Raw genomic sequence first — 22,834 nt, forward strand, 5'->3', positions numbered from 1 at the left:
GACCCTTAGTATTCGGCAAGTTTAATCTCGTCGTCTTCGGGGTTGCCATCCAGACTGATAGCGCCCTCGTCAACGCCTTCGATCTCCCAGCGCTCTTGAGCATCAACCCAGGTATCGGCCTCTGTCTCATAGGCACCACTCATGCGGCTGATAATACTACGACGCAGACGGATACGCAGGTTTTCTACGGGTATACGTTGTAGCACTGGTTCAAAGAAACCCTGTACGATGATGCGCTCCGCCTCAGGTCGGGAAATACCACGAACCATCAGGTAGAAGAGCTGCTCTTCATCGATCTGACCGCTGGTAGCACCATGGCTGGCACTTACCTCATTGGCGGCGATCTCCAGACCCGGAATGAACTCACCACGAGCTTTTTTGCTCAACAGCAGTCCATGGGCCGACAGGAACGATGCGGTCTGCTGCGCTTTTGGACGCACCCGAATCATGCCGTCGAACTCGACACGCGAGCTATCGGTCAAAACGCCTTTGACCAGGGTCTCGGCATTGGTCGAGAGGCCCACATGGTCGGACAGCGTGTTGATCACATAGCGCTGCTCATGGTCGGTAAAGAAGACACCCACGAGTTCGCCAGCGCTACCGTTGCCCTGCAGACCAGCGCCAATCGTGGCCAGATTGACTTTAGCGCCCAGGTCGGCCAGCACGAATGTGACACTGGCATCGTTCTCAAAGACAGCATTTTTATTGGTGATATTCCAGATGTTCTGTCCCAGATCTTGCAGGTTGCTAAACTCTACCCGACCCTCACGTTTGGCGAAGATTTCCACCACGTCACTCAGCAAGGAAGGATCCTCACCATCGACCGTGGAGTTATACTCCTGCACGAAGCGCACGCTACTCTGCTCATCCGCGATAATCAGCGAATGGGAGAATGCAGCGGAGAGGGGCTGGTTAAGCCACAACTGCGCCAGCATTGGAGATTCAATCTCAACGCCCTTTGGCACATAGAGGAAGAAGCCGCCAGTCCAGAAGGCTGCGTGCAAGGCTGTATACTTGCTGGTACCAACGGGGACACAGCGAGTCATGAAATACTCGCGCACCAGGTCGGCGTGCTCACGCACAGCAGTATCCAGATCGGTCAGGATGACACCTTGCTGCTTGAGCTCTTCGCTCAACTCGGTATGCACTACCGTTGAGTCGAGCTGTACAATCAAACCAGAACGCTCATTAACCAGCGAGGCCTGCAACGATTGCAGCACAGCCTCAGGCAGGGCTGCATCTTTCTCAACAGCGGTAAAAGGTTTCAGTTGTTCGAAATGAAAAGCAGCCATCGCCTTGAGGGTACCCAGGTCGCCACGGCGACCAAGGGGAGCAGCAGTATTTTCGTAGGTTTCCCATGCCTGCAGACGCAACTGTAGCATCCACTCTGGCTCCCCCTTGTAACGCGATAACTCTTCTACCGCAGCACGGGAAAACCCTGGAGCCAACGTGTTAAGCATCTACAGTCTCCTCACTCACTTCTTCAGCAGGTCGCAGCCATTCATAGCCTTTTTCCTCTAATTCGAGGGCCAATTCCCTACCACCGGATTTGACGATGCGGCCATTGAACATAACATGGACAAAGTCAGGCTTAATATAGTTCAACATACGCTGGTAGTGCGTGATGAGCAGAATGCCCAGATCAGGACCGGTCAGAGCATTGACGCTCTCAGAAACGATGCGCAAAGCATCGATATCCAGACCAGAGTCGGTCTCGTCCATCAGAGCAATTTCTGGCTCTAACAGCGCCATCTGCAAAATTTCAGCGCGCTTCTTCTCACCACCGGAGAAACCATCATTGATAGAGCGGTTAATAAAACTATTATCGACGCGCAGCAGCTTCATTTTCTCCTGCAGCAATTTGCGGAACTCACCAGGGGGTACTGTGCGGCGCTTGCCCATCTTACCCGTAGGATTCTCGCCCTCTTCAAGCGGCTTATTGCCCTCACGTACAGCTTCCAGGGAGCGGCGCAAGAAGTTAGCCACGCTCACACCAGGAATAGACATCGGATACTGGAAAGCCAGGAAGAGGCGCATGCGTGCGCGACGATCGGGCGAATATTCCAGGATATTCTCACCTTTAAACCAGATCTCACCATCGGTCACTTCATATTTGGGGTTGCCCATAATGACGTTCGATAATGTACTTTTACCAGAACCATTAGGTCCCATCAATGCGTGGATCTCGCCCTGTCGTACAGTAAGGTCAACGCCACGCAAAATTGGTTTACCTTCAATATTGGCATGTAAGTTTTTAATTATAAGTTCAGATGCCATATACCCAAAAACACCTTCCTTTTATGGTAAGGGACGAACTTCAGTTTCGCCGTCCTTAGCAGGTAGACAGAGTTGCTGTGAACCCAGGCCCACGTGAACGTCTGAGAGTGCAATGAATTGTGCGGCAGCGCTATGCTCATTGGAAGAGACGGCCGCCAGCTCTGCTAAGGTCATTGAATCTAGCGTTTGAGCTACCGCATCACGTACTTTTGTCCACAGATATTTCGTTTTACAGGCCTCTAGAAAATTACAAATCTGGGTCATTTCTCCCTCTGTCGCACAAATCATGGGAGCAATCGGGCCTTCTAAAACACGTACCACTTCACCCATCGTAATCTCCGACGGATGGCGACTCAATTTATAGCCGCCATGAGCACCACGAGTACTCATTACCAGTGGGGGTCAGCTTCTCGCAGCAATTTTACCAATTGCTCTAAATAAGCCAGGGGTAATGTTTCGGCCTGAGAAATATCGGTAAGAGAGCGAGGACGACCACCATAGTGACGGGCAAGATCAACCATGAGCCGTACACCATACTCGCCTTTAGTAGATACACGCAACATCATGGTCTCTCCCTTCTTAGCGTATCGCCTGTTCACATAATCAATTAATCCGACCTGTTCACTAGGATATATTCTAGCATCTGCAGAGGGAGAGCGTCAACTATCAGCACGCATGCCGCCAAAGGCAGGCGGCAATGCTGCTTTTGGACGGGCGCGCCCCCCGAACCTACGATGGATTTTTTGGTTTACGACCAACAACAATCTGGCGAGGTCCTTTGCCGAAAGGCTTCCAGAGATAATCGCCATAGATAGCCTCGACGCTAAAGCCGGTTGAGATAAACAACATCTGCAACTCGCGCGGGAAGAAGAGGTGCATATCTAGCTTGGAGAGGTAGCGCTCGTTCTCACCGGTCTCAAAGAATTTCTCGTGCGTCCAGGTGATATGCTGCAACTGCTCATGGGGATCATATTTGCGGGTAGTATATAAAAGCATGGTGAAATCACCATCGGGCGACTCAATCTCATCTTCCAGATAGACGGTCGAAGGACGGTTTAAGGCATCACTTAGATAATCGATATCGGGTAGAAAAGTATCCACTACAAAATGTCCACCGGGAGCCAGGTGCTCGTAGGTGGTACGGAAAGCAGCCAGTTGCTGTTCGATTTCATAGAGGTGGCAGATCGAGTTAAAAGGCAGAAAAATGAGATCAAATTGGCCTTTATGTTCCAGGTCATAATCACACATATCGCCATGATGAAGAATGACTCGCTGCTGGATTTCTTCAGGTTCACGCGCTAATTTGCGCTGATAAGCATCCAGCATACCTTGTTCAAGATCCAGGCCTTCGAGCACAAAACTGCCAGGGCTGTGCAAGAGCTCAAGGCCGATACGTCCACTCCCACAGGCCAGTTCAAGCACCTGGCTTGGAGTATAACGCATAACAAGTTCGCGCCAGAAAGGTAGATCCTGCTCTGACTGGCTCTGATATTCCAGGTCATAATCATTGACCTGCTCGTAGTATTCACCCATCGCATAGGGCATGGTTGTTAGTCCTTGTCGTCATGACTTGCGCAACAAATAATCTCCTGGATATATCAACAAGTATCATGATTTCCTGAGTGGCAACATCTACTCCGGTGAATTTACACTGGCAGGATGAAGCACACCCGGACATCATTGCGATTTCATCAGAAGGCCGCCGTTCATTGCGCACAATTTGCAATACAGTAAAAAAAAGAGGAGACACCTGAGGGTACCAATGTAGAGATTAGCATATGCATTACAACAGCGCAAGCCACCATCCGCACGCCCTGCAAGCTCCGCATTTTTTGAGCGCACCTCAACAAAAAACACAAAACATCCTAGCTCTGGCATGTGCGACACCGTACAGGAAAATACAGCATGTACCTGATGGCAACTAGACTGATTTTGCTATAGTATGTATAGGATAATATAGCAGGCCATTCAATTGTATGAGCACAGCTGCCTGGACAAGGATCAGGTCTCCTGAAATCAGACACATTGCAACAGTTGAGGCATGGAAACGTAATAAGCCGCAACCTGGCGGCATTTACGTTTGCTTTTAGAGCAGACAATAGTTAGTAGCTACGATGACAGAGGAGAAGTATCAATGCAAGACATAGCACCAGAGGTGCTGTCCATCGCAGACGCTTGCCTTGGTGGACTGCAAGGTCGTTCAGCATTGTTAATAGGTCCTGACGAGCAGCGCTACCCGTACCTGAAATTACTACGGCAAGAGAGAATGAAATATATTTATCAAGAGGATACGCCGGACCGCGTCCCCTACATTCTCCCTTATGTCCAGCTATTAATCTATCTGCCTGCGATTACCAGGTTTGAAGAACAGTACACGGGAGTTCCTTACCTGACGGCAGCCACGATTGCCAGGGGCTGCGAGGGCAGGCGTACGCCTCTGCTGGTTTTTGATCTCGCTCCTACGACTTCGGTTGAAGAACTGGCCGGCCTACTCCCAGCTGTCTGCTTGTACACACCGGAAGATCTACGTCGCATCCTGTGCAAAACCGCAATGAAGGCCTCCTGACCCAATGGGTCCCACGCGTCACAGATCATCTTCAAACGTAATCAAATATAGAATGCAGTCATTTGAGTATGACTGTGACAGCCATGCTATCCAATTTCATTAGCCCACCACATCAGTGTATAATAGAAAATTGAAACCACCCTCCTATTTGTGAGAGGGCCACGTAATCAGCCAGCAGCTATTTGGAAGAAAACGAATGGAAGTTATAAAAATCTCACCCCGTGGCTATTGTTATGGTGTCGTTGATGCGCTTACGATCGCGCGCAAGGCCGCCAAAGATGAAACATTGCCACGCCCTATCTACATTATCGGTCAAATTATTCACAATCGCCACGCCATTGATGAGCTAACAGGGGTGGGAGTCACAACCCTGGATGGTCCTAATCGCTCAGAGATTCTGGAACAGGTGGAGTCTGGCACGGTCATCTTTACCGCCCATGGGGTCTCGCCCGAAGTCAAACGGCGCGCCCAGGCACGCGGCCTGACCTGCATCGATGCTACCTGTCCCGATGTGACAAAAACACATGATCTGGTGAAAGATCTGGTAGCCCAGGGATATTATATTCTCTACGTTGGCAAAAAAGGCCATCCCGAACCAGAAGGTGTGATGGGGGAGATTCCCGGACATGTTAGCCTGGTTGAGGTTGAGGCCGATGTCGACGCTTTGCAGCTGACACCTGAGCAAAAACAGAAGATCGCCGTTTCCACACAGACTACCCTTTCGCAATGGGATACACGCCGTGTCATTGAGCATATTAAGGAGCGCTATCCCCACGCTGAGGTCCATATCGATATCTGTGCCGCCACCCAGACACGCCAGGAAGCTGTAGCAGCCCAGGCCCGAGGCGCTGATTTAACGGTCGTGGTCGGTGATCCACGCAGTAACAACACCAATCGCCTGGTTCAAGTATCGGAAGAGCTAGCCGGTGTGCCTGCTGTGCGCATTGAGGATCTATCCCAGCTAGATCCAGCCTGGCTCAAAGGTAAAAAACGCGTCGCCGTGACTGCCGGAGCCTCAACGCCCAGCCAGCTCACCCGCGAGGTGATCCGTTATCTGGAGCAATATCCAGTAGAAGCATAGGAGCACATGCAAGAAAAACTCGCAACTGAACCCCGGGTCATTACCTCAGGTGAGACCGCGTTTGTGTATGATATGGCGACACTCATCAACGCGGTCTATCAAATGACCATTGAGCTGACCAGGGAAGGCAATGTCCCCAAGCGCATCGTAAAAAAGCTACGCCCCCTGCTCAAGGGACAGGAGCGCATTGATTGGGACGAGAACGATATCTATATCAACATGATGATTCACTATCTCCTGGGTGCGAGAATCCTCACTCAAATACAACCTCCTCTTGATAGTGCTAAATTTCGTTTAGCCCCTGGACCCAGGTTCGAACAATGGGCGAACAACAATATATTGGAACAGACCTGCCAGATGCTGGAAGGGTGGCAAGGGAGCTATAATTGGGTTGATGTGCCCAGAGCCTCTTCCGGAGAGAGAGATTACTTCTACGATTCATACACTTTTAGCCAGCAGTTACGTCCCTTGCTGCTCAAACAATTGTGTGCCTATCCTGTGGGCTCCTGGTATTCAGTGGAAACCCTGGTACAAGAGATCTGGGAGGCACATCCCGAGCTGGCTAAGCAGCAAAAGTGGAAGGGATCTTTCTTCAACAGGTATAATGGGACTGCCAAAAAAGATAGCCAAAGGGATCTCTATGTCGAGTGGGCATTGGAGGCCGCACCAACATTCATTAATATGCTGTATTCTTCCTTGATTGAGATGAATATTGTCGACGTAGGAAATGATCCGCTAGAGGACGGTTATAAACTTCACCTTTCGTCTTGCGCCTTCCGCCTCACTGAATTGGGTGGGCAAGCCATCGCACAGGTGATAGACACAAAGTCAGACAAGAAGACCAAAGCAAAAGCGCAACCACGCCAGAAATCGTTGATTGTTCAGCCCAACTACGAGATCTTACTGCTCCAACTGGACCTCCCTTCCCTCTATAGTATTCTGCCCTTTACGCAGGTGAAGCAGGTCCAGATGGCCAGCACCCTGCTACTGACCCAGGGCTCCATCTTGCGCGCCCTCCAGCACGGCCTGAGCATTGAAAAGATATTGACGATATTGCAGAAGCTGAGCCAGAAAGAATTACCGCAAAATGTGGTCTATAGTCTACAGGACTGGGTCCGCCAGCATAAACATGCTACAATCTCGCAGATAGCACTACTGGAGTTGTCAGATGAAGAGACGGCGACGCGCCTCGCCCAGCATCCCACTCTAGTCAAGATGAATGTGCGCCAGCTTGCGCCAACCTTGCTGGCTATTCCGTTCAATGACAGCGGCAACGTCAACTATCAAAGCCTCCAGCAACTCATGGATAAAGAAAATATCTCCCTGGATTTTCTCGGCCCATCTAATTCCAGACGGTACAGGGACAGCGACTACTATTAGGCTGATTCATGTACTATACTTACGTATATCCCTTTTGACTGTCCGTTGGCTGTGTGCCACTTGGGGGATAAAGTGGAAACGGGAGGCAAAATGCGCTACAATGCCAGAGAAGGTATAGACTCGGTAAGATAGCTAAAGATGTAGCGTATTCCTCTGCTAGCCATATTGTACCAATCTACAAGATAAAGAGAGGATTTTCATGGCAGGTGACTGTTCATTCGATATAGTATCGCAATTTGATGAACAAGAGTTGGTCAATACCATCGATCAGACTCGACGTGACGTGCAGACACGATATGATCTGAAGGACACGAAAACTGATATTATACAGGCGAAAGATTCTATTACTATCACAACTGATAGCGAACTCTCGCTTAAAGGTGTACGCGATATCCTGGAATCCAAGGCTATACGCCGCAAGTTGTCGTTAAAGATCTTTAAACCTGGCAAAGAAGAGAATGCGGCCGGCGGCCGTGTGCGCCAGGTAATAGAGTTGCAGCAGGGAATTACGCAGGAACAGGCAAAAGAGCTGAGTAAAATCATTCGGGATGCCTACCCCAAAGTACGCACCCAGATTCAGGGAGACGCGGTCCGGGTAATGGCAAAGAGCCGCGATGATTTACAGGCGGTCATTGCTCTGCTCAAACAGAAGGATTACCCCATTCCACTGGATTTTATTAACTATCGCGGGTAACACTTCAGGCATGGGCACATGGGGAATGATAAATAGGTATTCCTGTACAATACGACACAGGAATGTACAGGTACTTTAGTACCAAAACAAGTGTCCATGCCTTTGAATTGTTGTACCCTAGTTTTGACTAGAGCAGTTAGCACGATCCGTGGTGGCGCAATATTCGCATAAACGCAGGAGCGTCGCTGCTTTGTGCGCTCATTCGAGAAAGTGAACCTTTCATGCCTGGGAACAGACAAGTCTTTAGTGCATCGATTAACGCAGCCGACCGTCAACGTTGGGATAGTCACTGGGCGGAGGCAATGCATGAATACCAGAAAGCACTCGCCGAGTTCCCAGAAGATGCTACAGCACGTAGTGGTTTAGGGTTTTGCCATATGCAAATGAAGCAATGGCAGCTAGCGCTCCGCGAATATGAATATATTTTACAGCGCGACCCCAGCAATGTGATTGCTTTGAGTAAGACCGCCGAACTGTACGTCATTTTGAATAGGCGCGATGATGCCTATCAGGCATATCTGCACCTGGCTGATCTATATTCGCAGGCCGGTCAAGGCGCACGTGCGGAGGCAGCCTGGCAGAAGGCGGTTCAGTTGTCCCCCGGCAATCCCGAACCACACGAGCGACTTGCAAGCTATTATTTTGAGAAGAAAGATATCTCCCAGATGGTACAAGAGCGCCTGGCAGCGGCTCAAGGCTATCTTCTCAAAAATGAACCGGGTCCGGCGCGTGTGCATTGTGAAGAGATTTTACGTGCAGATAGGGGCAATCCCCGGGCACAACAATTACTTTCCCAGATACTGGCAGGGGGGACTGGCTCATTGGCTTCTCATGGAGAGGCAGGAACAGCATTTTCGTCAATTCGACCAGAGACCGGTACTGGTCAGCCTGTGAATAACAGTCCAGCTGCACAGTATCCATCATCGGTCACAGATCAATCATTCACCGGTTCAGTAACATCGGAAAATACAAGCGGAGGGAATACTGGCATCATGGGTAACATGGGTAGCGCGGGTAACTTTGGTGGGGTAAACAATCCTGGATCAGCGGCAATGGCCAATGGAAACGGGATGAACTCAGCACCTCGCAATAGAATTACTGCCAACCAGGTCACAGGGGCATTGCAGCAGGCGCAAACATTTCAAAACCAGGGCCGTTTCAATGATGCTATAGACCTCTGTGAACAAATCCTGGAGAGTGGCTTTGACCGTCCAGATGCTCGATACTTTTTAGGTTGGCTTTATCAGGAGCAGCAACGTTGGGATGAAGCGATTCAGCAGTTCCAGCTCCTTCTTAATGATCCCGATTATGCACTTTCCTGCTACTATGCACTGGGTCAGTGCTATAGGGCCCGTGGCGATCTGCGTACCGCCACTATCCATTTTGATGAGGCAGTCGACCGGGTAAACTTAGATGCATTGACGGCTGAAGAGTCGGATCAGCTGGTCCAGCTCTGTCAGGAAGCTGCAGAGGCACATCGGCTTTTGGGAGAACAGGAGCAGACGCTCACTGTTTATAATGCATTGCTCGGTTTCTTGCGGAGCCGTGGTTGGAACGATAAGGTAGCTCAGGTTGAGTATATGCTCCAGCAGGCGCAGAATGCTCCCGCTCCTACGCGTACATCGACACCTCCTCCTGCTAGCGTTACGCAGGCGCCTCCTCCTGATCAGGCTTCGTTTCCTCCGTCTCAGGTGGCGGAAGCCCCGACGATGGAGATTAACGCTAATACTATTGCGAACGCTGCCAATACAACGCCCGCAGGTAATCAGAGCAGCCCGACTGGCGATTTGCCCGATTGGTTGACAGGCATTCTTAACGATTCAGAAAAGACACAGAATGCGCCCAAACCGGCACCGCAGCAGTCTGCCTCTTCACCAGCGAATACTCCGACGGCGCAGAGCGCTCCTCAACCGCCTGCTCCTGCAACGGAATCGGCCCCATCGTGGCTGACGGATGAGGCGAAGCCAAATTCAACGCGTGCGCTATCGCAGGATCTTGATCCGCTGGCACCACAGGCTCCGGCCCAAACTGGACCACAGGTGCAGCAGTCGCAGCCGCTAGCGGCGCCAACGCCGGTTCCTCAACAGCCGGCGGCGCAGGTAGCGCCAACGCCATCTCAACCTCTGGCTGCTCCATCCGATCCAGTGCTACCACCAGTGGCCTCACAGCCATTGGCCACGCCGACACCGGTTATGCCTCCACAGGTTTCGCCCACACCGGCACCGCAAGCATACCCGCCGGTACCTGCTATGCCATCACCGCCGGCCGCTTCGGTCTTTGAAGATCCACAGCTAATGGTACCTGGCACACCGGCTCGACCGGCGCAGGAACCCAAACCCGGCTTTGAAGATTTGCTCAATCAAATGGCTGGAGCACGGGGTATGGGCCAGGTAGCGGACGCCGTGCTCAATAGCACCGCCGCACTGCCTGAGAATGTCCGCATGCAGGTTATGCACTCAATGCAGGATATCCAGAAATATATTAATCATGGCTTGCTGACCCCGGCGACGGAAGAGTGCCTGCGCGTCATCGATATCGCGCCACAATATCTGGATGTACACCAGGTGCTGTGTGAGATCTATGTGCGCCAGGGCAAAATTGAGCAGGCGATTACCAAGTATGCCATCCTGGTTGATACATACATAGTCAATGGACGCATCGACGATGCGATCGCCACATATCGCCGTATCCTGCAGCTTGAGCCCAACAATATTACCTATCGCACGCGCCTGATCAACATGCTGTCCAGCCAGGGCAACAAAGAGGATCTATTGCGCGAGCGTACGCTGGCCGCCGAGTCATATCTACGCCTGGGATACATGGATCGGGCGATGACTGAGCTGGAGCAGGCGCTGCAAGAAAGTCCGACCAGCGTGCCAACACGCTTGAACTATGCGCTGGCCCTGCAGAAACTGGGACGCACACAGCAGGCGGTGGCTGAATATCAGCGTGTGCTGCAGATCGATCCACGCAATATTACCGCTCTAGTGCGCTGGCATATCGCGATGATCACCACGCTGGGAACTCCACGCGCGACGACCCTGGAGCTGTTGTCGCGCATTCGCTGGCAGTTACGCGGCGAGGGTCAAAAGCATGCCCAGGCCGTAGTGCGCGAATATACCCAGAGTGCTGAGGTCTATCCAAATAATGCCGATGTACATTTTGCGCTGGGCCAGATTTATCAGCAGTGCGGTTACTATGATCGCGCGGTAGAGGAATACAATCAGGCGATCCGCGATAGCCATATCGAGATCTTTGCTCGCGCCAGCGCGGCGCAGGCATTGCTGTCACAGGGCAAACCCGAGGCCGCCATCCAGCAACTGGAGCAGGCCCTACAAACTGTACGCCTGTCTCCGCAGTCGCTGGATCCGGCTACCTGGGCAGCTCGCCCTCGTGAGGAAGGGGAGGAGCATCGCGCACCTGAGGTGGAGATCTCCACTCAGCTAGCTAAAGCTTATGGACGTACAGGTCAGCAGGAGCAAATGCAGGCTATCTTGCGTCAGTTGCAACGGGTCAAGCCGGCACAGGACGAGGTGGCCTCAAGCATGTCTGAGATCGCTGTTCACCAGGGAGATCTCAATAGTGCTCTGCAAGAATATATGGACCTGGTTCAACACTACCGCAATAACCGCCAGACCGACAATGCAATTAATGTCTTGAAGGAAATGGTGCGCCTGGCCCCTCAGGATACACGATCTCATGTTGAGCTCGCTGATATCTATGTCAGCCGCGGTTTGTTGGATGAGGGTATGGCGGAGCTACGCTTATTAGCGGACATCTATCTGCGCCAGGGCAGGCTGGATCAGGCAGGCGAGGCAGTTCAGCGCATTGGCAACATGTATGCGGAAATGGGTGACATTGAAGAGGCTCTGACCAGCTTGTTCCGAGCCGCTGAGCTCAATCCAGAATCAATGGATCTGCTGCGCGAAGTCGTTGGTTTCTGCCTCCAACTGGGCCGTAATCAGGATGCCGCTAAATATCAGGGCATGATCGCTCGTCACTACTTTGAGACTCAGCAGGTGAAAGAAGCGGTCGCCGCCTTGCAGCAGCTGATCACCATTGATCGCTCAAATTATGATGCCTATGATATGCTTGGTCAGACCTACCAGTCGGTCGGAGAATATGAGCAGGCCAGTCGCGTTTATCGCAACCTGGCTAAGGTTAATCCTAGTAGCTCGATAGCTCGCGAGCGACTGGCTACCCTGCAAGAACTGCGTACACGCTAGAATAATGTCCTATTTATTCAGCGGTGCAAAACGTGCGCTGAGCTCACGTTTTGCACCGCTGAATAACATTTTTTGAGCGCCGTAGGCGTGAACAGTCAGGGGCCGCAGGCACGAAGAGCAGAGTTTTCAAACCTCCTTTTTTTGAACCGGCGTCTGAGCCTGCTCAGTTTCCTGGGTGGGAGAAGATGGCGCCTGTTTCTGCTGGGCGGGATGGCTCGCATGGCTGGCCTGGCGTAGTTCGCGGCGCGCATCCAACCTGCGTTTGACGTCGAGCATAATGCGGTAAGCCTGATAAACGAAGGGTTGATAAACCAGGTCATGTGTTGCCAGAGAGAGCATTTGATGACCGCCAAAGCCGCGTTTGAAAAGGTAGACGCCCCACATTTCCTGGCCCTCTTCCAAAATTTCAGGGATGCCACGGAAATTGTAATACTGACAGCCGTGCTCCTTCGCCCATTGGATGCCGGTCCATTGCAACAGGTGATTGGGCATCTTTTCCCGATGTTCATTAGAAGAGGCGCCATACATGTAGTAGGCCCAGGGACCCGCTATCAATAGAATGATCCCTGAAACAGGCTGTCCTTCGTATTCAGCCAGGAACAGGGCTGCTCGATCCTGCTCTCCCAGCACACGCAATATATCGGTGTAGAGCGACTTATCGTTGATGAAGAATTTATCACGCTCGCTGGTGGTTTCATAGATATGGTAAAAAGTATCGATATCGGCCTGGCTATGGCCACGGCGGATAGTAATACCCTTGCGGCCGGCCAGGCGGATATTATAGCGCCACTTCTCTTTCATACCGGCCAGCAAGGTCTTTTCATCAGGTCGAATGTCCAGCACCCACTCGTTTCGAATATGCACATGAGATGGATTGATGCGGAAACCACGCCGCTTCAAGGCGGTTAACCACTTAAAGTTGTCTGCTTCTACAGCTGGTTCAATCTTTAACATAAAGGCATGCCGCTTACGCGCTTCTACTTTGATGTAATTGAGAAGGATCGTCATGGCCGGGGAGGCGGGATCTTCGATCACCGGTCCGCGCGGTGCATAAAAATAGGTCTGCTTGAGGACCGGAATCCGCGATACGATCAGCAAGATCGCCGCACATAATTGCCCGGCGTCGTCCAGTACTCCGATACGCAATGTCTCTTCCGCTCCCAGGTATGAGCCGAACTCCGCCCACTCATAGGTCTGTGTCACATTGCAACAAACGGATGACATGACAAAATCATTCCATTGTTGACGATCTTCAATAATCCGAGCTTCCATACGTCCTCTTCCAATCACCGGTAGTAATAACGTTATTTACAGATAGTTTATTTGTTGCTTCTACGCTGCTTAATCGGCATCTGACAATACTTCTGGTATACCGGATAAAAATTGCTGCTCTGGTTCGGCATGCTGTCGCTCTTTGTGGCGCTGCTGTCGGCCTAGCTCAACCAGTTTCCGCCATGGCTTATAGATAAGTGGCTGGTAAACATAATCCTGGGTTGGCATGGTTAAACGGGAGTAACCACCAAAGCCACGCTTATATTCGTAAACCTCCCATAAATCCTCGCCCGGCACCAGTACATCGGGAATCGAGCGAAAATCAAAGAAGTGACAACCACGCTTTTGCGCCCATTGTAAGGCGTGATATTGGAGCAGGTAAGCCGCTAAGCGGGCGCTTTCCGTCTCCAGTTCTCCGGTAAACATATCCCAGCACCAATGACCAAAACGCAAGATCATTTTTGCGGCCAGCAGCCGCCCATTCTGTTCTGCCAGCAAAATGGTAGCATCATTAGAGGTGGCAAAGGTTTGCATAGTTTGCCAGTGATAGTCTTTTGCATGCACAAAAACATCGCTACGCTCACTGGAAGCTTTGATCAGTTCATAGTAGGTGTCGAAGTCCCGCGTCAGGCAGGCGGTTCGCACCACCACACCCTGCTGCTCCGCAGAGCGGATATAGCTCTGCCAGGCCGGTATAAACCTGGAATAAAGCTTCTCTGCGGGAGGCCGAATATCCAGTACCCACGAGCGCCGCCCATGCACAGAATTGGGATTGCTCAAGAAACCTGCTTTATGATAAACCGCCAGCCAGGTATCAAGATTGGGATCATCATCAGCGATATTGGGTTCAACACGTAAGACAACTGCATGCTCATGCTGCGCAATCGTAGCAACGTGTTTTACAAGTAAGGCCAGAATAGAAACATCCAGATGCTCCAACACAGGCCCGCGTGCGCAGTATAGCCAGGTTGGGCGTAATTTAGGTAATGGCAATGGAACCGCGGATACCGTCAGGAGCATGGTACCAATCAGGCGTCCATCTTCCAGGACACCCAGGCGGTAGATCTGTTCCCCAAGTTCACGGCTGAGCTCACCCCATTCATAGGACTGCAAAAAATGCCCATGGGGCTGGCTCAGTACAAATGTATTCCATTGCTCGCGATCGTGGATTTCCTGGATTGTGATACTCATGTGAGACTACAACGTTTCTAAGTACTCACTTCTCAAGAGGCTATAGACGCGAACATTGTGGTATTTACCGAAGCGCAGAATCATCTCACGCAAGGTTCCCTCATATTTGAAGCCAGCCTTCTCATCGGCACGCCAGCCACCGATATTCTCTTCCATATCTTGAGTCTGAATACGATTGAGGTTTAATTCTAAAAATCCATAGCGCAGCATCAATCTGGTTGCTTCTGTCCCGAAACCTTTGCCATGCAAATTGCGGTCCCCGATAATGACATAGAACTCAGCGCTCTGATTCAAGACATTGATATCTTTGAGCCCTACCAGGCCTACCAGACGATTGTCCTCTTTCAGTGCCACGCCAAATAAAATGTGTCGCGTGTCTTTATAGAGATTGTCTAATCTTTCTCTACCGCGTGCATCGCTGGTAGGATAGACCGAAAAATAGCGACGGATCTCTTCATCATTCATCCACGTTGAGTAGAGATGATTATCTTGAGTTGGCTCCAGTGGCCGTAAATACAGGCGCTCCCCAACAATAAAGGGATTCTGCAAATTTGAAGTATCCTGGGTCATATTCTACGTTTCCCTTCTTCCGAGTTCGTCTTAGTTTTCCCCGTAGGATTCCATGGGAAGTATAGCATAGGGGGTAGGGCGAGGCAATTTTATCGCCTGATTCGTAGGTCATTTGTATATCTAATCAAGTTCACATAACTTCCCACAAAACACGAAAAACGTAGATACGACCCCCTATGCACGTCGTCCCAACACGCAAAAGCACAATAACGGCGATCCCCATAGGTTCGAGGCTTGCCCTCGATTTGCCGCCCGCCCATAGGTTCGGGCCTTGCGCCCGATTGGCGGCCTTGTGTTATGATCATCCGGCATGCTCGTTCGTCGTTCGGCCGCTCGTGGCGTGACACGGTGCCCAAAAGCGAAGGTTCCTTTTGGGCACTGCGTGGGCCGAGGTGCCATACCATGAGGAGCCGAACAACGTGGATACCGGGTCGCCGCTCTGCGGAGGGCGACAATCGAGGGCAAGCCTCGAACCTACGCAATCGCTTTTATTGTTGCTCATACGCTTGATTCTTATTTTTCATACATAATAACATTGCTATTTGTGCGAATAAACTTGTGACCACGTGATCTTTGTCTATCACGTGGTCACAAGTTTATTCGCACAGCTATTGATCGCTCAGGGTTGGATAATCTCAGTGAGCATACAATGGTCTGAGATTGCCACCATGGTACGAGCATGAACCTCTTATCCCACCAGAATGTGAAAAGGTGTCGTCCTGACACTCCTCTACATAGCCCCTGGTCTTTGACCAGAAGTCTCCCACACAGGCAAAGTAGGCACAAAAATTAGCTGGTGGATTGTATATGTAATTTCCCGGGTTGAAATCGTACCCCCATGGATTACCATTGACACCAGTCACTACCGGCGGTTGTGTCGGCTGAGGTGCTGGCGGCTGCGTCGGCTGAGGTACTGGCGGTTGCGTCGGCTGGGGCGCCTGCGTCGGTACAGGTGTGGGCGTCGGAGTTGGCGTCGGAGTCGGGCTCGGTGTAGGAGTCGGCTTTGGCGTCGGGGTTGCCGTTGGCTGTACCGTTGGCGTGGGCTTCACCACCGCATGAGTTGCAGTAGTCGTAACCACACTATTCTGGGTCACTTTTGTGGTAGAAGTATTTGCTGGACTCGCAACAGCAGCCAGACTAACACAGGAGCATAACATAAGGAATACAAGGGCGCCACAACCAATTCCCCACTTTGTGACTTTCTTTTGTCTCTTATACCAATTCCAGGCACCTTTCTTTGGAGCTTGAGCCGTGGGGGCATTAAACTGACCAGGATAAGGGGGTGGCTGAATGGGTTGACCGGACATAGTATTTTGTCCATAAAAATTGTTCTGAGAATCATTAGGATTATTATGCATACATCAGCTTTCACAGTCATAAACACAATATTTATATATATACATACATTAATTTAGACGTGCAATCATCGAAATAGTAACAATAGATGTCTGGATCTCTATTAGCTACGTGATATATAATGACATTCATTCCTTGTCTGATCGTTATGCGCACATATTTATATGACATTATTAGCGATGGAGTCATTATCTAATATGAAATTGTTAACTTCATCTTATCTAGAACAACAGGCACAGTGGCCTCAAACGGGACACCATATTCTGGCCCAATACGATGAGGAGTCGATTGTTGTTTACCAGGCCTACAACCGCTCCATTGGCCATTTTGCGGCCTGCAATGGCCATTTTGGGGGCCGCCATTTTTCATTTGAGCGTATGTCCTGGATCAAGCCCAACTTTTTATGGATGATGTACAGAAACGGTTGGGGGCAAAAAGAAAATCAGGAGGTGACGCTGGCGATCCGTTTGCGGCGTTCGGCCTTTGATAGCTTACTGGCTGCCGCTGTGCCTTCTAGCTATTGGGCCGACGTCTTCCCTTCGCAGGAGGAGTGGAAGCGGGCGGTAGCAACTTCCGAGGTGCGCTTGCAGTGGGACCCCGATCATTCTCCAACCGGTCGCAAATTAGAGCGGCGCGCCCTACAATTGGGTTTACGTGGCTCTGTGCTGCAGAGCTATGCACGCGATTGGATTCTGGAGATCGAAGACATTTCGGCTTTCGTGGAGGAACAACGCCCGTTTACTCGTACAGAGAAGGATGCGCGATTGTTCACTCCACGCGAGATGGTCTATCCTTTTCAGGCGCCACATATTCGCCTCTAAGTCAAATTGTTACCTAACCGCTACGCCAGGCGTTGCAGTTGGTTCTGAAAGAAAAAACATGTTAATGAAAATGCGTCCTTTTGTCTTCAAACGAGCGTTTTTCATAGTTTTAATCGCTGTCCTGCTTGTATCATTGATCTGGGCGGTCCAGTGGCTAGTTAAGCCAGCACCCACGCTCCCTCGTGTGCATACCACCAGCACAGCAAGCACAGTGAATCCGATAGCATATGTCAATCCGTTTATTGGCACTGCGCCCGGGGGTAGCCACTTTGGCACGGTCGGTAATGGCGGCAACACTTTTCCAGGAGCTACCTATCCAATGGGTATGTTGCAGTGGAGCCCAGATACAACCTCAAACCTTCCCGGTGGCTACAGCTATTCAGATCACACCATCAAAGGCTTCAGCCTGACACATTTTAGTGGTCGCGGCTGCATTGCTTATCAGGATGTTCCGTTCATGCCCTATGTGGGAACAGTTACGGCCTCGCCAGCTACAAATGGTGCTCTATATCGCTCTACCTTCTCCCATAGTTCCGAAGCGGCACAGCCGGGCTACTACAAAGTCCACCTGGATAAACACAATATCCAGGTGGAATTAACGGTAGCCGCTCTGACCGGAATGGGACGGTTTACCTATCCAGCCTCTTCCTCGTCTACCATGCTGATCAACACCGGTGGCAGCGCTATCAGTAATACAGCAGCCAGCGTTACTATTGATCCAGCTAGCAACGAAGTCAGTGGTGCCAGTACCAGTACCGTTGGTTGTGGGACGGAGCACTATACCCTTTATTTTGTGGCGCAATTTGATCATAACTTCATGCATTGGGGAACCTGGAATGGTGAAAAAGTCCAGGCGCAGAGCACGAACAGCCAGGGAGCGCGCTCGGGAGCGTATGTGACCTTTGGCACCAACCAGGTTCGGGCTTTACATGTACGTGTGGGTATTTCTTATGTGAGCATTGCCAACGCACGCAACAATCTGGCAGCTCAACATGCTGGTTTTGATTTTAATACAATGCAAACGGCTGCCAGCCAGGCCTGGAAGCAGCAACTTGGTGCGATCGCGATTCAAGGCAGTAGCAACGACGAAAAGACAACGTTTTACACCGCGCTCTACCACGTACTTATCCATCCCAACCGCTTTAACGACGCCAACGGGCAATACCGGGGCTTTGATGGTCAGGTTCATACGGTGTCCAGTGGCCACATACACTTCGAGAACATTGCCGCCTGGGATGAGTACCGTTCACAGATCCGCTTGCTGGCGATAATTGCTCCTGGCGCAGCCAGCGATATCGCACAATCGCTGGTAGATGATGCTCAACAAGGCGATGGGCATATTCCGCGCTGGGAGCAAACGAATGCCGACTCGCATGGGATGAGAGGAGATGGAGGATCTATCATTATTGCAGAGGCCGCTGCCTTTGGAGATACCAGTTTTGATACTCAGGGTGCCCTGGCAGCAATGGTCAATGGACAGGCTAACATACGCGAGGACTTCCAGGATTATAATTCGCTCGGCTATGTACCTGCTGATCGTAGTGAGTCGGCCGCCATCACACAAGAATATACCAACACGGACTTCGCGATTGCTCAGTTTGCCCATAGCCTGGGGCAGCAGAATATTTATCAACGCATGTTACAAAGCTCGTCCAGATGGCGCAAACTTTTCAATACCACCAGTGGCTATATCCAGCCCCGCGCACGAAATGGAAGCTGGGCGCCTGATTTTGATCCTGCCCATATGAATGGTTTTGTTGAAGGTAATTCGGCTCAATATACCTGGATGGAGCCATTTGATCTTCCCGGGTTGTTTAAAAGTATGGGAGGGAACACAGTAGCTGTAAAGCGTCTGGATGCCTTCTTCACCAACCTTAACATAGGTCCAGATAAGCCTGAAGCATTCATGGGCAATGAACCCTGCCTCGAAGTACCCTGGGAATATGATTTTGCGCAGGCTCCATCCCATACGCAACAAGTTGTGCGCCGCATCCAGCTACGGCTCTTCAGCAACAAACCCGGTGGCCTGCCAGGCAACGACGATGGAGGTGCTACCTCTTCCTGGTACGTCTTCTCGGCCCTTGGTCTGTATCCCGAGATTCCCGGCGTTGGTGGATTCGTCATTGGCAGTCCATTGTTTCCATCCGCTACCATTCAACTTGCCAGTGGGCACACACTTACCATTACTAGCACAGGCGCCAATGACCACAGCCCATATGTGCAGAGCCTCAGACTTAATGGCAAGCCGACAACCCATCTCTGGCTCCCATGGGATAATGTCAAAAACGGGGCCACTCTTGCATTTACGCTAAGCCAGCAGCCGACAAACTGGGGCAGCAACGCCACCGACGCCCCTCCTATCTTTACATCCACGCAAAATTGAATACACAACCTGTCCTGGTTAGCCACTTCAGGTTCGCTAACCAGGACATCTAAAAAGTAACTAGCCCTGACGATTGCCGGGGCTGCTTTGTTCCCCTGTTGAATACCGTGTATTTAGAGTGTGTCGGTTGGTGGACGAAAATCCAGCGGCCGACCAGGATATTTAGCGGAGCCAGCGCCCGGTCCCAGCTCATGTTCAGGAACGGTAAGACGACCGGCTTTACGTTCCAGAGCCAGACAGATAAGGTCGACCGCGCTGTCCAGATCTATAACACCCGTATTCAAGACCAGGTCGTATAGATGTGCATCAGTACTATTGGCGCGATAATGGGCCTGTAAATAGCGTTCGCGATGGCGATCCTTCTGTAAGATGCGGTCACGAGCAGCACTGTGGTTCAGACTTTCACGCTGCACAACATATGTGATACGTTTCTCAAGTGGTGCAACAATACGCACATGCAACACATCGCGCATGCGTTCCAGAATTTTTTGGGATCCTCGGCCAACGATAACAACCTGGCCTTCGCGAGCTACTGCCTCGACCACACTGACCAGCGCTTGATGGTATCCTTCTTCCGACGTATTCATGTTATTGGTCACATCTACCAGCAAAGCTGGATCGACCGAGCGCATGCTGGATAGGATGCGCGCTACGATACCCTGCGAATACTCATCCTGTAGTTCAACTTCACGTTCACTGACGCCTAGCATATTAGCAATACGAACCACAAATTCATGATCAATCAATCGCCATTGTAATTTTGTGGCCACGCGGCGAGCAATTTCGCCACCACCGCTTCCATACTCACGCGAGATAGTGACGGCGCGCATCTGTGCGCTCAAGGGTTGTTGACTATCCATGTGAACATTCCTCCCATCATTCACGGGACATTATGCATGTCACTCGAAGTTGTTCTATCTCTATCACGGATGAGCAGGCTCACAGAAGGACAATGTCTTGTTTTTGCACAGCAAAACTGGCTGCCTGCAATCCTAAAACCTACAGAACAGCCAGTTAGGGACGAGGGAACGGATGAAACTATTGCATATCTTTGATGAGTTGGGGCACTGTTACCAGAGTAAAACCTCGCTGCTGTAGTCCGGCGATAATCTGTGGCAGCGCCGCCACGGTCTGGCTACGATCTCCGCCGCCATCATGCATTAAGACAATGTCGCCATTCCCTGCATGATCCAGCACAGCATGTACAATCGCAGCAGTACCTGGACGGCTCCAGTCTTGCGTATCGATATTCCACAATACAGGTGTCAGGTGGAGTTGCTGCGCATGGGCCTTGACTGTTGCATTGATCGCGCCATAGGGAGGCCGGAAGAGAACAGGTGTGACGCCACTATCGCTCTGAATAACATTATTGGTATCAACTAATTCTTTATTAATCACCATATCAGAAGCCTGGGTCAGATCAGGATGATTCCAGGTGTGGTTGCCGACAACATGGCCAGCATTATTTTCCTGGGCCACCATATCAGGATAGTCGCGTGCGTTTTCGCCGACACAGAAAAAGGTCGCGTGCACATGATTGCTCTGCAAGATATTTAATATCGGGCCTGTAAAGACGGGATTAGGGCCATCGTCAAAGGTCAGAGCAATTTCGGGCTTAGTAGAACTACCCTGAAAGATGACGCTCTGTACTACATCCGGCGCTGGAGTTGCAGGTTTATCGTTAATAACTTTAACTGTTGCGGTTGGTTGTACCGTCGGAGTTGAAGACAATACAACTGGAGTTGAAGATAATACAACTGGATGTACATCACTGGCATAGACTACAACAACCGATCCCCAGGTTGCCAGGCTGGCAATTAAAATGCCAAGCAATAAGAATATCTTCTTCATAGGCGTTCCCAAATCCTTTTAGGCTATTTGTTTATGAGCTTTTTTATAGGTGGTAATTGTGACCATATACATATGCATGTGATTTATATTTGCTATAGAAAGCATAGAGCAAAAATGGCTGAGTTCAAATGAGGTACACCACTGATTAAAGATGAACTTTTTCACTAAAATAGTGCCCGATAGATATAGAAATGGATAAATTTCCAGCTTGACAAAAACATTGACGTATCCTATGCTTTATTGTACGAGAAATCTATTGATGGCAAAAAATAATTTCTTCTCTGCTGTACAGTGCCATAGAGATATGTACAGCTTCTCACCCTGGATAAAATAAATACCCACATTGATGTCTCGAAGACGAACTTCATGAGAGGGGGTCTGCGTATGTCAGACCAATTTGGAACAATCACGGATCGTCTGGCCGATGTGATCCGGGTGATTACTTTTTCGCGCCAGACAGGGACCCTGGTTGCCGAACGTAGTGGACAGCAAGGTCCGGAAAAAGTTGTGGCACGCTTTTTAAAAGGCAAAATGATTGAGACACAGGCCACCCCTCCATATCAAGGTAGGGATATATTGGCGTGGCTGCAAAGTTGGGGATCATGCCGCTTTAAATTCGACCATACCTTAGAGCAGACGAGCAGTTCTGCCTCTTCACCACCGCCTACACCAGTTATTGAGAAACCGTCCACTCTACCATCCCCTGTCACCTCATCTCCCGGAATGCCGCCTATCAGGAGCACCGATCCAATGCGGCGTATCCAACATCCAGGTACCAACCCTGGCTTTCCTTTCCTGGGAGAAGTTTCAAAACAACAGGCAGATCCTTATCAGACTCCAATACCATCTACACCTATGCAGCGCGTCCCCCAGCGACGTTCGACCAACAATGAGCATAGCCTGAGGCTACTTGAGCAACATCGGCTATCGCGCCTACATCGACAGGTATTTCTCTTAGTCGATAATCGTCGCACACCAAAGGAACTTGGCCGCCTGACAGCACGTAGACTGGACGAGATATATGTGCTACTTACCGACCTGGAGCGTGCAGGACTGATCACTTTTTAGAAGTTTTCTCTCTAACAGCGTTTGAGCGCCGTGACCTCTCGTTCTCCTCACGTCTTTGCCAATCAAAAATACACATGTGTTGCGGAAAAGAACGTAGG

Annotated in this window: 19 protein-coding genes; 8 read left to right on the forward strand and 11 right to left on the reverse strand. The window is 50.7% G+C overall.

Annotation, left to right across the window (positions count from 1 at the left end):
• Positions 1-5 precede the first annotated feature (5 nt).
• The 5 genes from sufD to JMI88_RS22480 form a co-directional block, all read right to left on the reverse strand.
• Positions 6-1,460 (reverse strand): Fe-S cluster assembly protein SufD, encoded by a 1,455-nt coding sequence (sufD, locus tag JMI88_RS22465; RefSeq protein ID WP_201364216.1) that lies wholly within the window; start codon positions 1,458-1,460, stop codon positions 6-8.
• Positions 1,453-2,277, reverse strand: coding sequence for a Fe-S cluster assembly ATPase SufC (gene sufC / locus JMI88_RS22470; RefSeq protein ID WP_201364217.1), 825 nt, complete (start codon positions 2,275-2,277; stop codon positions 1,453-1,455). Before sufC ends, sufD begins: the two co-directional genes overlap by 8 nt.
• A 21-nt stretch (positions 2,278-2,298) precedes the next feature.
• The gene (locus JMI88_RS22475) at positions 2,299-2,667 is read right to left on the reverse strand and encodes an RrF2 family transcriptional regulator (protein ID WP_373323946.1); all 369 of its coding nucleotides are present in this window, start codon (positions 2,665-2,667) and stop codon (positions 2,299-2,301) included.
• Positions 2,667-2,843 carry an Rrf2 family transcriptional regulator gene (locus JMI88_RS40770; RefSeq protein ID WP_373323947.1) on the reverse strand — a complete coding sequence of 59 codons (177 nt, stop codon included), beginning with the start codon at positions 2,841-2,843 and terminating at the stop codon, positions 2,667-2,669. Before JMI88_RS40770 ends, JMI88_RS22475 begins: the two co-directional genes overlap by 1 nt.
• A 163-nt stretch (positions 2,844-3,006) precedes the next feature.
• The gene (locus JMI88_RS22480; protein WP_201364218.1) at positions 3,007-3,822 is read right to left on the reverse strand and encodes a class I SAM-dependent methyltransferase; all 816 of its coding nucleotides are present in this window, start codon (positions 3,820-3,822) and stop codon (positions 3,007-3,009) included.
• A gap of 589 nt (positions 3,823-4,411) precedes the next feature.
• Between JMI88_RS22480 and JMI88_RS22485 the strand changes: the two genes are divergently transcribed.
• From JMI88_RS22485 to JMI88_RS22505, 5 genes are all read left to right on the forward strand, one after another.
• Positions 4,412-4,843, forward strand: coding sequence for a hypothetical protein (locus tag JMI88_RS22485; RefSeq protein WP_201364219.1), 432 nt, complete (start codon positions 4,412-4,414; stop codon positions 4,841-4,843).
• Between the two features lie 196 nt (positions 4,844-5,039).
• Positions 5,040-5,924 carry a 4-hydroxy-3-methylbut-2-enyl diphosphate reductase gene (locus JMI88_RS22490; RefSeq protein WP_201364220.1) on the forward strand — a complete coding sequence of 295 codons (885 nt, stop codon included), beginning with the start codon at positions 5,040-5,042 and terminating at the stop codon, positions 5,922-5,924.
• 6 nt (positions 5,925-5,930) lie between these two features.
• Positions 5,931-7,304, forward strand: coding sequence for a helicase-associated domain-containing protein (locus tag JMI88_RS22495; protein WP_201364221.1), 1,374 nt, complete (start codon positions 5,931-5,933; stop codon positions 7,302-7,304).
• Positions 7,305-7,503: 199 nt separating this feature from the next.
• Positions 7,504-7,998, forward strand: a complete 495-nt coding sequence (locus JMI88_RS22500; protein ID WP_201364222.1) for a YajQ family cyclic di-GMP-binding protein — start codon at positions 7,504-7,506, stop codon at positions 7,996-7,998.
• Positions 7,999-8,219: 221 nt separating this feature from the next.
• A complete protein-coding gene (locus tag JMI88_RS22505) occupies positions 8,220-12,224 on the forward strand; it encodes a tetratricopeptide repeat protein (protein WP_201364223.1) in 4,005 nt (1,334 codons plus the stop codon).
• A 126-nt stretch (positions 12,225-12,350) separates the two neighbouring features.
• Here JMI88_RS22505 and JMI88_RS22510 read toward each other — a convergent pair whose 3' ends face one another.
• The 4 genes from JMI88_RS22510 to JMI88_RS22525 all read right to left on the reverse strand — a co-directional run bounded on the left by JMI88_RS22510 (position 12,351) and on the right by JMI88_RS22525 (position 16,564).
• Positions 12,351-13,496, reverse strand: a complete 1,146-nt coding sequence (locus JMI88_RS22510) for a lipid II:glycine glycyltransferase FemX (protein WP_201364224.1) — start codon at positions 13,494-13,496, stop codon at positions 12,351-12,353.
• A 69-nt stretch (positions 13,497-13,565) separates the two neighbouring features.
• A complete protein-coding gene (locus JMI88_RS22515) occupies positions 13,566-14,687 on the reverse strand; it encodes a lipid II:glycine glycyltransferase FemX (RefSeq protein WP_201364225.1) in 1,122 nt (373 codons plus the stop codon).
• Positions 14,688-14,693: 6 nt separating this feature from the next.
• Positions 14,694-15,257 carry a GNAT family N-acetyltransferase gene (locus JMI88_RS22520; protein ID WP_201364226.1) on the reverse strand — a complete coding sequence of 188 codons (564 nt, stop codon included), beginning with the start codon at positions 15,255-15,257 and terminating at the stop codon, positions 14,694-14,696.
• 635 nt (positions 15,258-15,892) lie between these two features.
• Positions 15,893-16,564: a hypothetical protein gene (locus JMI88_RS22525; RefSeq protein WP_236023008.1), complete on the reverse strand. Its 672-nt coding sequence runs from the start codon at positions 16,562-16,564 to the stop codon at positions 15,893-15,895.
• 246 nt (positions 16,565-16,810) lie between these two features.
• Between JMI88_RS22525 and JMI88_RS22530 the strand changes: the two genes are divergently transcribed.
• Together JMI88_RS22530 and JMI88_RS22535 are read left to right on the forward strand one after the other, a co-directional pair.
• Complete coding sequence (locus tag JMI88_RS22530; RefSeq protein ID WP_236023009.1) at positions 16,811-17,434, forward strand: DUF4291 domain-containing protein; 624 nt, start codon at positions 16,811-16,813, stop codon at positions 17,432-17,434.
• A gap of 58 nt (positions 17,435-17,492) precedes the next feature.
• On the forward strand, positions 17,493-19,817 hold the full coding sequence (locus JMI88_RS22535; protein ID WP_201364228.1) for a GH92 family glycosyl hydrolase: 2,325 nt from the start codon (positions 17,493-17,495) through the stop codon (positions 19,815-19,817).
• A 113-nt stretch (positions 19,818-19,930) separates the two neighbouring features.
• On the opposite strand, the gene JMI88_RS22540 is transcribed toward JMI88_RS22535, so the two are convergent.
• Both JMI88_RS22540 and JMI88_RS22545 read right to left on the reverse strand, forming a co-directional pair.
• Complete coding sequence (locus JMI88_RS22540; protein WP_201364229.1) at positions 19,931-20,677, reverse strand: cytidylate kinase-like family protein; 747 nt, start codon at positions 20,675-20,677, stop codon at positions 19,931-19,933.
• A gap of 178 nt (positions 20,678-20,855) precedes the next feature.
• Positions 20,856-21,668 carry a polysaccharide deacetylase family protein gene (locus JMI88_RS22545; RefSeq protein ID WP_201364230.1) on the reverse strand — a complete coding sequence of 271 codons (813 nt, stop codon included), beginning with the start codon at positions 21,666-21,668 and terminating at the stop codon, positions 20,856-20,858.
• Between the two features lie 384 nt (positions 21,669-22,052).
• Between JMI88_RS22545 and JMI88_RS22550 the strand changes: the two genes are divergently transcribed.
• Entirely contained in the window at positions 22,053-22,736 is a 684-nt protein-coding gene (locus tag JMI88_RS22550) for a hypothetical protein (protein ID WP_201364231.1), read from the forward strand.
• Positions 22,737-22,834 lie beyond the last annotated feature (98 nt).

The organism is Dictyobacter formicarum (genome assembly GCF_016587435.1).